The following is a 12,904-nucleotide window of genomic DNA, read 5'->3' as shown; positions in this document are numbered from 1 at the left end:
ATCGATACGGTAGCCGTGCCATAGTATCAGCTTCCGCACCTGCTCGCGTGGCCGTCATGAGGAGCTGCGAACCTGTCCAGTGTCGGCTGGTATCGTATCGACACCCACCAGAGCCAACAGAGATTGCACAATGACCAGACGACGGCGACCGACCGTCGTCGTGGTAACTCGACCATCCCCGATTAGTTCATAGATCTTGGTCCGCCCAAGACCTGTCGCTTCACAGGCCTCCGCGACGGTGCAGGTCAACCGCTGCGCAAACGGGAGGCGACGCAGATGGCTAGGCGCCGGCATATCTGCGACCGCACTACGTTCAACTTGGACACTGCTTTCGAAGTCCTGACCACGCCGTATCAAGATTACGTCTCCTCCATAATAGAACGAGCTAACCTGAGGCGCGCCGCATTCCACGTCAACGGAAGCAAAGGAGCAGAAGGGAGGGCATTAGCGAACGTCAGGAAGTGTCAGAAAAGACTCGGCTACGAAAGGCAACGTAGACTTTTTTCGTAACTAACATTGCAGGAATCAGTGGCGGCGACGGGTCGCATCGCCCAGTTCTTGCTTGCTCGACACGGCGTCCTTTTGCGCGACGGCGCGCAGGTGAGCGCGGGCAAAGGTACCATCGTCACTCCGCGGCTTGCGTAGGGCCGCATCGGCGAACGTGCGCAGACTTTTTGGCGTGATCGCGGGGCCGATACGCTCGATATGCGCGAGAGCGCGACCGGCGTCGCCGCTCGCCCTATCCCGTACCGCCTTTAGCTCGGCGATTCAATCCTTGAGCGACAGATCACTCACGCCATTCTCGATCCCGTCATAGAGGCGCTTCAACTTCGCTTCGGCCTCGGTCGCCCGCCGCTCCATTTCAGCGACGTGCTGACGGAGCCGCTCAAACCTACTTTCCCGATAGCTGGCGGCCCCTAGGCCTCGTCTCGGTGAACGTGTCCGACCGCCGATATCGGATCGGCGGTCGATTTCAGGAGCGAGGAATCAACGCCGAGGGCGCGAAGTGCTCGCGCGGCCACGCCATGCGACATTCCAGCGACGATTCCGGCGACATGAGCACCAGCAACGGACCATGGTTTTTCCGGATTGCGGCCAGCTCTTGCATGATCTCCCGACCAGAGGGGGCGGCATCATAGATACCGGGACTTGCCGGCATCGGCATATCGCGCGGGGCATCCGCTTTCAGACCGATTGAACGAAGGGCTTCGCCGTACTGCCGTTCGATCGCGCCCTTCAGGGCATCGGGCTCCCCCCGCCCAGGTGCCGTCCGGAAGATCGAGTGAGGCCAGCAAGAAGTGTTCGGCCCCAGGCTCCCGCTGCTGATCCTGCAAGGCGTAAGTTTCCGCCCTCTCGCAAAGAAACTTAATGGTGCCCATGTCGTTGAGCTTCGATCCGATGCCTTTGAACATGACAATCCTCTTATATAGAGCTGTTGCGTGTCGCCACGTCTGAAAGTCGTTTGTCGGCGGCCTGTTTGGTGATCCCTAAAGCTTGGGCGATCGTCGACCACGACAAACCTTGGCGTAGGGCCGAGCGGACGGCTTGGCGTTCGATCCTGTCCGCCAGTCGGCGCAAAGCTACGACACCGGCGAGCGCTTCCTCAGGGTCGGTCGGGAGAGAGGGAGGGAGATGTCGCGGCGATGTAGCCACGCGATTTCAAAAGATTCTCTGCCGCCGCACGGACTGGGGCGTGGTTGTCAACAACGGAAATCACAGGCATGGGTAAGACGAGCCTCCTGAAGGAGGAATAGCGGCTGCAAGCATTAGCCGCCTTCGGCGAAAATGGGCTCGACTGATGAAATTGTAAAATCATACTTCGGTTTGTTCAGGACGATTGGCGCGAATTCCCAACGTCCCAGTCATTCTGATCAAGTCGGCCAGCGACCGTGCACGCATCTTCCTCATTACGTGTCCCCGGTAGATCTTGACCGTAATCTCGGCGAGCCCAAGCTCGGCGGCTGCCTTGTTCATCATGCCGGTAGCGACCAGTTTCATCACCCCCTGCTCGCGCGGGGCTTGAGCTCTCAAATCGAGACTGGAGGTTCGCGACGATCTGCTGAGCCTCTCGTCTTTTGCGATCGCGTTCGGTCGCTGCAACCACGGCATCAAGCAGTTCCTGATCGCGAAACGGTTTGCTGAGAAAATCGACCGCTCCTTCCTTCATGGCCCTGACGGTCATGGGAATGTCGCCATGGCCGGTAATGAAATGATCGTAATATGTATGTTCAACCTCGCTAGCTCGGTCTGGTAGTCAAGGCCGCTCAAGCTCGGAAGCCGGACATCGAGAACTAGACAGCTAATAACGTCCGGAATTGTGCTCTGCAGCATTTCGCGCACCGATCCGAATGCAAGACGCCTAACCCTACCGATTGAAAAAGGTTCGTAAGCGAGCGACGCATGGAGATGTCATCCTCGATGATGAAGACAACCGCCTTTGTCGAGGACTCGGCATTGCTGACTTCACCCGGCGAGTCAAATCGTCCTGTCACGAGACGGCCTCCTTATGCAGCGGTAGGGCAAACTGGAAGGTCGCGCCCGGTCCATTTTTGTGGACCATTGACAGCCGTCCGCCATGAGCTTCCACGATCGACCGGCAGATCGAAAGACCCATTCCAAGGCCACTCGATTTAGTGGTGAAGAAAGGATCCAAGACGCGGTCCGCGTCGATCTCGGCGATGCCGACGCCGCAATCGGTCACTGCAAGCTGGATGTGCCCCAGATCGTCCTTTGATGATTGAATCAGCAGGGCGCGTCCGGTCGGTAACTGCGTCCATGGCTTCGATTCCGTTCATCACTAGGTTGATGATCACCTGTTGTAGCTGAATCCGGTCGCCGAGGATCGTAGGCAACCCTGCCGTCAACTCGGTGCGTAACGTCACTCGGTGGCTCACCAGCTCTCGTGTTACCAGCGCAATGACCTCCTTAACGAGCTCATTGATGTTGAGCGGCACCATCTCAATGTCGCCTTTCTTCGCGAGCGCGCGAATACGACGGATCACCTCGCTTGCCCGGATTGCGTCTTCGATGATCCATTCCACCGAAGAGCGCGCAGCGGAAAGATTAGGAGCTTCCCGCCCCATCCAACCGAGGCACGCATCGGCGTTGCTGATAATAGCGGCGAGTGGCTGGTTTACTTCATGGGCGATGGAAGTTGTTAGCTCTCCTAAGGTCGTTACACGCGTTACATGCGCAAGCTCCGCTTGTGCCTTTCGTAGTTCTTGTTCGGCTTGATCGGCGCGAATGGTCGCGGTGATGTCAGTGCTGACGCCCCGATAGCCGAGAAAGTTCCCCTTTCCATCGAAAAAAGGCTTGCCACTCGTGCGGACGTAGATCGGAGAACCTGTCCGATTCACGGTGCGGTAGACGAGATCCCGAAACGGAAGATGGGCCTCCAATGTCGCCCGATGCTGCCGCCGCTTCTCGGGCTCCTCTTCGACGTCGCACGCAAGGTCACAGCGAAGCAGGCCGATCAATCCTGTCGCCAAAAGTCCCGCAGCGCTGGTGTGCTCGGATAAGCGAGTGACCTGAAGATCCGGCCCAGTTTCCCAGAGCCAATCGGAAGCTGTTTCGGCGTAGTCGCGAAAGCGCTGTTCGCTTTCGCGCAGCGCGGCAAGTGTGTTTTCCAGGCGTTCCCTAGCTGCGTGTTGCCCGGTGACATCCATATGTGTTCCGATCAGCTCGCTGACTTTACCATCGCTGCCGACCACCACGTGCGCAACGGAGTGTATGCGTCGTATCCCGCCATCTGGTAGAAGGATACGAAAATCATATTCGAACCGCCCCTCCTTGTGCTCAATCGCCTGGCGCTGCACCTCCTCCAGCCGTGGCAAGTCGTCCGGATGGATGCGCGATCGGATGGTCTCGATCGATACCGGCTCTTGTGGGCGAAAGCCAAACAGACGATCGACCTCGGCGGAGCGATACACGAAATCTAGACCGTAGACGTCCCAGGACCAGCTGCCCGTGTGACTGAGATGCTGAGCTTCGGCTAGATAAGCCTCGTTGCGGCGCAGCTGTTGTTCTGCTCGCCTAGCCGCCGTAATATCCGTAGCTGCCCCAACAAACTCGATCTCACCAGAGGCTGTTCTCGTCGCTCGCGCCTGCGCATGGATGTGCTTTACCGAGCCGTCCGGTAGCAGAAGCCGGTATTCGTGCTCGAAATCGCTCGGGTCTCGCATCGCGCGATCAATAATTTCTTGAACCGAAGCCCTATCATCTGGATGAGTGCGCTCAACGACGAGCTGCGGCCCCAGCGGCACTGTCTGGCGATCTAATTGGAAAATCCGAAATGTCTCCTGTGACCAGAAGGCTTCGCCCGTAGTGGGGTTCCAGCTGAAGCTGCCTGTGTGACTCAACTCCTGCGCCTGGGCCAAATGTGCTTCGCTCCGCTGCAGGGCAAGTTCGGTCCGCCTTCGCTCCGTGATATCTTCGCAGGCGATAAGGACAATGGGCTGCTTATCCGCCCAGAGCATAGCTTTGGCGCTTTCACGTACCCACAAGACCGAGCCGTCCTTCCTGACCTTCTGGACGTCCCAAGTGCGCGTTTGTCCGACGTCCTTCAGGCACGTCCGAACGCACGCGCGATCCTCCTCGAGAAATACCTCCAGCACGGACTGACCGATCAGTTCAGCACGAGCATAGCCGAGTTGTGTCGCGCCGAATGTATTGACGTCGAGGACAGTGCCGGCTTCATCGACCATGAAGTACATGGCTGGATTGTGCTCGAAGATGGCGCGCCACCGCTTTTCGCGATCCTCCAAATCGGCCGCACTCCGCTGAAGCTTGGCCGCAATCACACGCGCAGCCTCTCTTTCCTGACGGAGCGTACCGATCAAGTGCGCTCCCACAATCGAGGCAATAAAGAATGCAACAACCACGGGCAGATCTCGGGGGGCATCGATTCGCAGGCTGAACGCCGGCGGCGCAAAGTAATAAGCGAGAGCAGCAATGGCTACGATGCAAAGCGCGGACGACGCGACGAAGCTGCCCATCAGCGAAAACAGCAAGACCACTAACAAATAGGCGAACGCCGTCGCGGCGAAATGCGCCTGAAGGTACAAGCAGGCTAGTGTTACCACGGCGAGCGTTATGCTGCCGGAGGTAAACTGAAGGGCTGAACGTTCTAAACTGCTGATTTGGCTACGCATTGTGATACGTCCGGCCTATTCTCCGGCGGGAGAGCTATAAGATTTTAGGGCGCGTACTCATAAAGCCGGGACAATACCGGGCGTCAGGTCGGTTGTCCGCGCAGTTCCGGTTCAGGTGATTAAGCGGGTTTGCGGCGCAACCATCCCTTCATTTTGAGACCGTCCCGCCCGTTGAGAGCAAGAAGTGTAATGTTTGTTGCGCCCGCGATGAGCTCGATCGCCTGCACAGCATAGAACATGGCATCGAATTCTGCCGCCTGAGCCTTCGACGCAAGGAAGAGCGCAGACGGAATAAGAATCAGGATGCCGTTTCCTGCAATGAATGGCATGCGCTTGAATTTGGCCCCGATCGGTCCGGCCCGGCGCCCCATTGCCAAGATGACACCTGTACCGCCGGTGGCAGCGAGCGCCGGAATCAGCAACAAGAAGCCCCACGGTATGGTGCTCTTAACCGCGGCAACTGTGGCATGGGACGCGAACAGCTCGCTGAGTACCGTCGATAGCCAAAATGTGCCGATCGTTGCGATAGCCAAGGCACCAGCGATAGGATGGATCAACTTGATCATGAGTATCTTCCCTTCCTAAAAACAGCAGGGCTAGGCAACGCAGATGCCGCGCACGGCAACTTTCTGGAACAGATGAGGGGAAGCTATCGCGGAGGCCGGATAGCTGGCTATTTTTGCTAGAAAGTCAGGATGGGTGAAGGCCGCGCGGAAGTGTGCGGTGGATTCCCAGACGGCGTAGTTCAGATAGGTCGAGCTGTCGCCGAGAGCTCTGTGCAGCTGAGTGGAAATGAAGCCCGGCTGTCGCTTCATGAACGCTGCGTCGTCCTGCCAGGTTTTGAGAAAAGCCGCCTCATCGGCTTTGTCGAGAGTGAATGGGTTCACCAGGACGACCGAATTTGCCTCAATAGCGATCTGGCGGTCGATCGGGAAGGAAGGGTCGAGTGCGCGTAGCAGCGACATGAGTGGCTCCATTGCTATTTAGCATGCGATACCTAATTGGTATTATGCCTACATGACAGATTGACATTATAATGTCAATATAAAACAATGGTGACAAATGAAAAGAGCCAAGCGAACCCCCGAGGGTGACGCCCTGACCGACCTTGTTCTCGATCTCTTCAGGCTCGACAGCCTACTTCTGACGGCCGGCGACCGTCTGGTCGCGCCGCTTGGCCTAACAAGCGCACGCTGGCAGGTGCTTGGCGCCATTGTGTCCGCCGAACGTCCCCAACCGGTCGCTTGGCTCGCACGCGACCTCGGCGGCAATCGTCAAAACGTGCAGCGGATTATCAATGATCTACACAGGGAGGGCCTCGTATCTTTTGAGGTCAACCCGCATCACCGACGGGCGCAGCTCGTCGTGCTCACTGCGAATGGACAGCGCGCCTTCGAAGCCGCAATGGAATTGCAGGCTCCCTGGATCAACGATCTTTCAGAAGGGCTGTCGGTCAAGGATATAAGGATTGTCCATCGCGTGATCACGGCCTTGCGAGATAAGCTTGAGGGCGGCCGTGAGGACAAGTTGGCCTGACATGGCAAAAGCATTGTGCTCGGCCCGGCGCCCGTGATTCAACTTCCCAAACTGGGGCTTCGAATCATTGCGCCATGACCTAAGGGACTACGAATGGGCACTTATCAAGTCTATGCTACCAAACAAGACGCGTGGAGTTCCTCGGGTAAACGACTGACGCGTCCTCATCTTCTGCGTCGTGCGATCTGGGGCACCTTGGCGCGATTTGCCGGATCATTTTGGTCCTTACACTACCTGCTATAACCGCTTTGTTCGCTGGCGTGGGCCGGTCTCTGGAGCCGAATCATAGATACACTCGCCGCTGCTCACGATGCGGCGGTCCAGATGATCGACACTTCTATTGTCCCCGTTCATCAGCACGGAGCGTGCATCGCCAAGAACCAGAGGCAATCGATAGGACGGTTACGGCAGACCAGCAAGATTCGTGCGCTTGTAGATGGCAATGGCCTCCCCGTACGGCTGCCACTGACGCCTGCCGTCGTATTCGGTGGCCGGCATGACGCCGTATCCGCCCCTGCCGGTGCGGAAGATAACGACGCAGACCATGAGGGTGGGCGAGGTTCTATGCATTGGCGAAGGCAAGGCTTTGAGACATCTATCCGGCTCCTGTTCTTAGGCGGGGACCATCCCCGCCCGACAGGCACCAGTCGCGTGGTTGTCAGGGCTGCATGGCTCTCGGCTGGAACGTCGTTGCCGTCACAGTGCGGTGGCTGATCGGCTAGAATGGATTGTAAGTCGATGTGCGGTTGGGAGGTCGACACGGCGGAGTTCAAAGGGCCGCCGACCGTTCACCGATCGCACCACCATGCTGGACATTGGCCTGTAGGAGCGGTGGATAGGAAGTTACTGCAAAATCTATTTCGATCGGACCGAGGTCTATGGCGCAAAGTCCGTCGTTCCCGATCATTTCTGCGCTCTTCTAGGAAAGCGACCGAGCCATCAGGCCGTCGGTCGATGAAGAGGCGGAAAGTTCCAACGTCGTCTACAAGGCGCCCAGAGCGGTCTTGTCGCGTTTGGATCTCTTGGGCTGCCACGGCCAGTACGGCGCGTGAACGGCTGGAGGCTTAGCTCGCAGCGACGCGCGAGACTGGGACGAATACTGCGCCGATGGCGATTGGGCAGAGGAGACGGCCGCGGCACTGCGCTCATTCTTTGTCGAGGATTGGTATCGGCGCGGGCACCCGAAGTGCTGGCGACCCTCTACACGCGCGAGGAGGCGACGGACGAGATCGATCGCCGGATGCGTGATCGCGACGGCGAAGGCCGGCTTTGGTTCGACGGCTATGGATCCTTGATGAGCCTTCGGGCTTTGTTGGATGCCTGCGCTGACGTGCGGCACGTCATCACGGCGCTGATCGGCGGCGGTTGGATCTAGTCGGGCGCCAGCATTTGCGCTGACAAGAGAGCTTCCGCTCCCCTTGATCCCCGTCGGCTGGCAACAACGGTCATTCTTGCCGAGGGCAGCACGGACATTCGGATATTACAACGCTCGCTCACGGCGCTATTTCCAAGCGAAAAGATTACTTCTCGTTCTTTATCCATGCCAAACTGAGCGTGGATGGCGGCGCTGCCTATCTTGTGAAATTCCTAAAGGCATTTGCGGCAGCGCGGGCACCGTTGGCCTCGTAGCCGTATTCGAGAACGACACCACTGCACGTTAGACGTATCGGCAGGCCACCGCCTTGGGACTGCCAGACAACATGATCGTGGTGCTCCCGGACACGGAGCGGAAGAGATACGCTCTTCCTGCACGAGGCCTTCGCCTAGAGAATCGCCCCAATGCCGATTTTTTAAGATCACGTCGCGCGCCTTCTATTGCGCGGCGCATACTCAATTGGCAGCTTGGGCCAATGGCGATTTCCTGGTAGCAGCAGAATTCGTCGGCTCTGGTCTCGACAGCCTTTAGTCGGGAGTCTTTCAATCACTCGGGATCGATCCCGACCACAGCGGCTGCTGACGTTGGTTCTGTAGGAGACGCTGCGGCGATCGAGCACGTTGCTGTAGTCGGAGTAGGCGCGCGCCAATGAGCGAACGGAATGTCGCCGTCTGATCGTCCGGTGCGCTTTGGAGGACGGCGTAGAGCTCCTACGAGGCTTTGATTACATACCGATGTACTTGCGGTGCATCTTTGTCGTGCCCCACCAAATATGGATATCTGGCATCTTCGACGAGGTCGGAACGGTTTAACTTGCCTGCTTTGGCGTGAGACTTTTTCGTAGCCATCGGCTGCGCCCTCGGGACCTCTAACCTTCGGCCGAAAATCCTTTCGGACCCAGATCTTTCATATATGGCGACAGGCATCGCTATCTCCTCGACAGGCCAATTCTCGCTCGTCCCAGGCTATCAAGGAGCCGTTAAAAAGATTTTTCCGGAGCTCGATTCATAAGGATAATTAATTGATCTGATTATATTTTTCTAGTCTAGGCACAAACCTGCGCGTGTTACCGAACGATGACATTTTCAAAAGTCGACGTTCGCTGACATTTTCAGTTGTCGCCGAACGGTGACATATGGTAATGTAAGCGAACGTCAACATTCTGAATTGCCATGCTCATACGCACGTCGGCCGATCTCGGGGCCATCATTCGAGGCACACGCAAACGCCTCAAGCTCGACCAGTCGAGCCTCGCCAAGCGCATTGGCGTCAGCCGTCAGTGGGTTATTGAGGTTGAGCGCGGCCACGCGCGCGCTGAACTCGGCCTAGTGCTCCGCGCTCTTGACGCACTCGGCATCCGTCTAGACGCAGGCAGCGAACAACCCCATGGCCGCGGTTTAGAAAAGCCAGTCGTTGATATCAACGCAATCGTGTCAAAAGCCAAAAAGAGCAGGCCATGACCAACGAACTCATCGCGCTTCTGGACGGCAGGGAAGTCGGCCGCGTGCACAACGACGCTCGTGGCCGTCTCACCTTTGTCTATGACAGCGATTGGCGGCAAACGAGGGACGCATACCCCATTTCGCTCTCCATGCCACTCGCGGCCGAGGAACACGGCCCCGCCGCTGTTCAGGCCTTTCTATGGGGACTGCTCCCGGACAATGAGCGCGTTCTCGATCGTTGGGCGAAGAAGTTTCAGGTCTCGGCCCGCAATGTGTTTGCCCTGATTTCTCATGTCGGCGAAGACTGCGCCGGCGCCATTCAATTCGTCACGCCCGATCGTTTGGAGAAATTGCAAAGCGGTACGGACGACAAGGTTGAGTGGCTTGACGAAGCAGCCGTCGCAAAACGTCTGCAAGCATTGAGAGAAGATCATGCCGCGTGGCGGCTGCCGCGTGATACGGGGCAATTCAGCCTCGCCGGTGCACAGCCGAAAACCGCACTGCTTCTGCAAAGAGGACAATGGGGTATACCGTCCGGACGCATTCCGACAACGCATATCCTGAAGCCGCCGACCGGCTATTTCGACGGCCATGCCGAGAACGAACATATCTGCCTCAATCTCGCGCGTAATCTCGGCTTGCCTGTCGCCGAAACAAAGGTCATGCGGTTTGAGAATGAGGTCGCCATTGTCGTCGAACGCTACGATCGGCAGTTCAGTGGCAATCACGTCATTCGCGTCCATCAAGAGGACGTGTGCCAGGCACGCGGCATCATGCCAACCAGGAAATATCAAAGCGAAGGCGGCCCGTCCGCCACGGATATTATCGAACTCTTACGTACCCATTCCACCGAGAGCGTTGATGATATCGATACGTTCATCGATGCTCTCGGCTTCAATTGGCTCATCGGGGGGACCGATGCGCACGCCAAGAACTACTCATTACTGCTAGCCAACGGCCCAACGGTGCGGCTTGCGCCACTCTACGATATCGCCAGCATCCTTCCCTACGACGATGTTGATCTGCAAAAGATGAAGCTCGCGATGAAGATTGGTGGGGAATACAAGCTTGGTCAAATAGGTGCGCGTGAATGGCGGAAATTCGCCCGCGAAATCCGTTTCGATGCGGAAAAAGTCATTGCGGGACTGAACTCCTTGGCCGATCTGCTTCCGGACAGCGTAAGCGGCGTGTGCGCTACCGCGCAAGCGGAAGGGCTAGATAACGCCGTTATCCAGCGCCTTGCCGCAAAGCTGATCGAGCGAACCAAAGACTGCCAACGCCTTCTGAAAGGCCTCTAAGCTTGCACAACTCACGGTTCGCGGTCGACTAGCGACGGTAGGGAACGGTATTTCCGAGCCTGTGGAGTGCAGGCCGCGAGGCTTTACTCTCCGCCCTCGTAGAACAGTTCCAACGGCAAGCCGACCAGCGCCTTGCCGATCCAGTCGCGTGCGATCACATTGGATGGGCCCATCGCGATCGCGGCGCGCGCGTCTCGATAGGAGCGCTCGATCGGACCGCGATGGTAGCCATAGCCCCCGGTCACGGTCAGCGCGGTGGCCGCGACCTTGTTGGCGACCTCGGCGGCGTGCACCTTGAATTCGGTCAGCGGAATCAGGATCTCGCTCTGCGGCCTGCCGGCGCGCCACAGCACGTCGAGTCGCGCTGCGAGCTCGTTGCGCCACGGCCGCAAGGTCTCGACCAGCACCTTGGCGGCGCCGAGCTCCTGCCGGATCGCCTGGTAATCCGATAGGCTCTTATTCCGATCCTTGTGCACGAAGCTCGTGGTGTGCGCCACCGCCGCGTTCAGCGCTCCGCGCGCCACGCCTTCCCAGACCGCGCCGAGCCCGATCAGATAAACCGGCGACACGCCGTCATAGATGATCTCCTTGCCCTGCCCCTCGGTGCCGAGCCGGTCGCGCTGTGGCACCCGCACATTGCTGTAGCGGATCGGACCTGAATGATTGGCCCGCACGCCGAGCGCATCCCAAGGCCGTGATTCGATCCCTTGGGCCTTGCCGTCGACGATGAAGAACACGATATCGGCCTGGTCCTTTGCGCCGGGCGTGCGCGTCTGTACCACATAGTAGTCGGCCTGACCCGAGCTGGTCGTGAACGACTTCTCGGCATTGACGAGATAATCCTCGCCGTCGCGCGAGGCTTCCGAGAGATTGTACCACCAGTGCCCGCCGGTGGCGCGCTCGCTGGTCGAATAGGTGCCGAGCAGACCACCATTGTTGGATTTGAGCCAGCGCTCCTTCTGGTCGGCGCTGCCGAACAGATTGATAGTTTGGGCCGCGCCGACATGCATCACATAGACGAGGCCGGTCGAGGCATCGGCTTGCCCGATGCGATACGCGGCTTCGGCGAAGTCGACGTGAGCGAGACCGAGCCCGCCATGCTGCACCTCGTTCAGCACGCCGGTCCATCCGGCCTCCGACAGCGCGCGCAGATTCTCGCGCGGAAACCGGCTCTCCTTGTCGTTGCGATCGGCGTTCACCTTCACGGTGGCGTCGATCGCGGCGTCGAGTCTTGCATAGACGTCGTCGTCGATCTTTCGGGCGAGATTTTCTTGGGCCATGGTCGTTCTCCTGTCCGGGTTGATGTCAAGCGACAGCCTGGGTCGGCTGCCGGCTCGGATCGACTTGTGACGATCCGCCGAGATAGAGCGTCTTGATGTCGCCGCGCCGCCGCAGCTCGGCGGCGGCACCCGCGAGCACGCTGCGGCCGTTCTCGAGCACGACAGCGTGGTCGGCGAAGCGTAGCGCCACCGTCGAGTTCTGCTCCGCGACCAGGATCGACAGACCCTGCTCGGCATTGAGCTGTTTGAGCGCGCGAAGAATCCCCTCCACGACGAGCGGCGCCAGCCCCATCGACGGCTCATCGAGCACCAGCAGCCGCGGCCGCGACATCAGGGCGCGGCCGATCGCTGTCATCTGCTGCTCGCCGCCGGAGGTCAGCCCGGCCAGCGAACGGCGCCGCTCCTTCAGCCGCGGAAACAGCGTGTAGACGCGGTCGAGATCATCTGCGGTCTCGGCGCGGGTCGCATCGCGCCCGATCGCGCCGGTGAAGAGGTTCTCCTCGACCGTCAGCGACGCAAAACAGTGCCGCCCTTCGAGCACCGGCACGATGCCGGCCCGCACTAGCGCGGCGGCCGATATGCCGGCAAGATCGTGGCCCTCGAACAGGATGCAGCCCGCAGTGATCTGGCCGCGACGGGCGGGCAGCAGCGCCGACACTGCCTGCAAGGTGGTCGATTTGCCGGCGCCGTTGGCGCCGAGCACGGCGACAATTTCGCCCGGCCGCACCACGAGCGACACGTCGCTGACGGCGCCGATGGCGTGATTGTAGGTCGCGGCCAGGCCGTCGACTGAGAGCAGGACTTCACTCATGGTTCGATCCGT

General features: G+C 59.0%; 10 protein-coding genes and 3 pseudogenes. 5 read left to right on the top strand and 8 right to left on the bottom strand.

What is annotated here, in order from left to right; genetic code table 11:
• Nucleotides 1-54: 54 nt before the first annotated feature.
• The 6 genes and pseudogenes from IF803_RS08875 to IF803_RS08850 all read right to left on the bottom strand — a co-directional run bounded on the left by IF803_RS08875 (nucleotide 55) and on the right by IF803_RS08850 (nucleotide 6,127).
• Nucleotides 55-294, bottom strand: a complete 240-nt coding sequence (locus IF803_RS08875; protein ID WP_035632478.1) for an excisionase family DNA-binding protein — start codon at nucleotides 292-294, stop codon at nucleotides 55-57.
• Between the two features lie 679 nt (nucleotides 295-973).
• Complete coding sequence (locus IF803_RS08870) at nucleotides 974-1,108, bottom strand: hypothetical protein (protein ID WP_256438780.1); 135 nt, start codon at nucleotides 1,106-1,108, stop codon at nucleotides 974-976.
• A 704-nt stretch (nucleotides 1,109-1,812) separates the two neighbouring features.
• A pseudogene (locus IF803_RS08865) lies at nucleotides 1,813-2,492 on the bottom strand (response regulator transcription factor).
• Nucleotides 2,489-5,150: pseudogene (locus IF803_RS08860) on the bottom strand (PAS domain S-box protein). Before IF803_RS08860 ends, IF803_RS08865 begins: the two co-directional pseudogenes overlap by 4 nt.
• Before the next feature lie 119 nt (nucleotides 5,151-5,269).
• A complete protein-coding gene (locus IF803_RS08855; RefSeq protein WP_016848243.1) occupies nucleotides 5,270-5,716 on the bottom strand; it encodes a hypothetical protein in 447 nt (148 codons plus the stop codon).
• Between the two features lie 30 nt (nucleotides 5,717-5,746).
• Nucleotides 5,747-6,127, bottom strand: a complete 381-nt coding sequence (locus tag IF803_RS08850) for an antibiotic biosynthesis monooxygenase family protein (protein WP_016848244.1) — start codon at nucleotides 6,125-6,127, stop codon at nucleotides 5,747-5,749.
• An 85-nt stretch (nucleotides 6,128-6,212) separates the two neighbouring features.
• Here IF803_RS08850 and IF803_RS08845 point away from each other — a divergent pair, with 85 nt between their 5' ends.
• From IF803_RS08845 to IF803_RS08825, 5 genes and pseudogenes are all read left to right on the top strand, one after another.
• Complete coding sequence (locus IF803_RS08845) at nucleotides 6,213-6,686, top strand: MarR family winged helix-turn-helix transcriptional regulator (protein WP_016848245.1); 474 nt, start codon at nucleotides 6,213-6,215, stop codon at nucleotides 6,684-6,686.
• 67 nt (nucleotides 6,687-6,753) lie between these two features.
• Nucleotides 6,754-7,169: pseudogene (locus IF803_RS08840) on the top strand (IS5 family transposase); the annotation flags it as partial.
• Nucleotides 7,170-7,872: 703 nt separating this feature from the next.
• Nucleotides 7,873-8,061: a hypothetical protein gene (locus tag IF803_RS08835; protein WP_016848248.1), complete on the top strand. Its 189-nt coding sequence runs from the start codon at nucleotides 7,873-7,875 to the stop codon at nucleotides 8,059-8,061.
• 1,172 nt (nucleotides 8,062-9,233) lie between these two features.
• Nucleotides 9,234-9,521 (top strand): helix-turn-helix domain-containing protein, encoded by a 288-nt coding sequence (locus tag IF803_RS08830; protein WP_016848250.1) that lies wholly within the window; start codon nucleotides 9,234-9,236, stop codon nucleotides 9,519-9,521.
• Entirely contained in the window at nucleotides 9,518-10,801 is a 1,284-nt protein-coding gene (locus IF803_RS08825; RefSeq protein ID WP_016848251.1) for a type II toxin-antitoxin system HipA family toxin, read from the top strand. Before IF803_RS08830 ends, IF803_RS08825 begins: the two co-directional genes overlap by 4 nt.
• Nucleotides 10,802-10,884: 83 nt before the next feature.
• Here IF803_RS08825 and IF803_RS08820 read toward each other — a convergent pair whose 3' ends face one another.
• Both IF803_RS08820 and IF803_RS08815 read right to left on the bottom strand, forming a co-directional pair.
• Nucleotides 10,885-12,081, bottom strand: a complete 1,197-nt coding sequence (locus IF803_RS08820) for an acyl-CoA dehydrogenase family protein (protein WP_016848252.1) — start codon at nucleotides 12,079-12,081, stop codon at nucleotides 10,885-10,887.
• Between the two features lie 25 nt (nucleotides 12,082-12,106).
• Nucleotides 12,107-12,892: an ABC transporter ATP-binding protein gene (locus IF803_RS08815; protein ID WP_016848253.1), complete on the bottom strand. Its 786-nt coding sequence runs from the start codon at nucleotides 12,890-12,892 to the stop codon at nucleotides 12,107-12,109.
• Nucleotides 12,893-12,904 lie beyond the last annotated feature (12 nt).

This window comes from Bradyrhizobium sp. UFLA06-06 (assembly GCF_054820065.1).
The sequence above is the reverse complement of the archived record's forward strand: the minus strand, read 5'-3'. Positions and strand labels throughout refer to the sequence as shown.

Coding starts and splice junctions, on each gene's coding strand:
- IF803_RS08825 (WP_016848251.1), top strand. CDS start 9,518: ATGACCAACGAACTCATCGCGCTTCTGGACGGCAGGGAAGTCGGCCGC.
- IF803_RS08815 (WP_016848253.1), bottom strand. CDS start 12,892: ATGAGTGAAGTCCTGCTCTCAGTCGACGGCCTGGCCGCGACCTACAAT.
- IF803_RS08870 (WP_256438780.1), bottom strand. CDS start 1,108: ATGCAAGAGCTGGCCGCAATCCGGAAAAACCATGGTCCGTTGCTGGTG.
- IF803_RS08855 (WP_016848243.1), bottom strand. CDS start 5,716: ATGATCAAGTTGATCCATCCTATCGCTGGTGCCTTGGCTATCGCAACG.
- IF803_RS08845 (WP_016848245.1), top strand. CDS start 6,213: ATGAAAAGAGCCAAGCGAACCCCCGAGGGTGACGCCCTGACCGACCTT.
- IF803_RS08820 (WP_016848252.1), bottom strand. CDS start 12,081: ATGGCCCAAGAAAATCTCGCCCGAAAGATCGACGACGACGTCTATGCA.
- IF803_RS08830 (WP_016848250.1), top strand. CDS start 9,234: ATGCTCATACGCACGTCGGCCGATCTCGGGGCCATCATTCGAGGCACA.
- IF803_RS08850 (WP_016848244.1), bottom strand. CDS start 6,127: ATGGAGCCACTCATGTCGCTGCTACGCGCACTCGACCCTTCCTTCCCG.
- IF803_RS08875 (WP_035632478.1), bottom strand. CDS start 294: ATGCCGGCGCCTAGCCATCTGCGTCGCCTCCCGTTTGCGCAGCGGTTG.